The organism is Bacillus pretiosus, from assembly GCF_051294775.1.
GTDB classification, from domain to species: domain Bacteria; phylum Bacillota; class Bacilli; order Bacillales; family Bacillaceae_G; genus Bacillus_A; species Bacillus_A wiedmannii.
Map to the genome: position 1 here is coordinate 1 of NZ_JBPPHF010000422.1, position 289 is coordinate 289.

Annotated in this window: 1 protein-coding gene; it reads left to right on the forward strand. The window is 44.3% G+C overall.

Annotated features, from left to right (window positions below; genetic code table 11):
* A partial coding sequence (locus ACSG5Z_RS31550; protein ID WP_435712922.1) for a dihydroxy-acid dehydratase domain-containing protein occupies nt 1-289 on the forward strand: 289 nt, incomplete at both ends.

Below are 289 nucleotides of genomic sequence, written 5' to 3' on the forward strand. Positions count from 1 at the left end.
GCGTGCAGCAGGTATGGTTCCATTTGAATTTAATACAATTGGAGTAGATGACGGTATTGCGATGGGGCATATCGGTATGCGTTATTCGCTTCCGAGTCGTGAAAACATTGCAGATTCAGTAGAAACGGTTGTAAATGCACATTGGTTTGATGGCATGATTTGTATTCCAAACTGTGACAAAATTACCCCCGGTATGATGATGGCTGCACGTCGTATTAACAGTCCTACTGGTTTTGTTTCAGGTGGACCGATGGCCGCTGGGAAGACTTCTAAAGGGGATGTTGTCTAT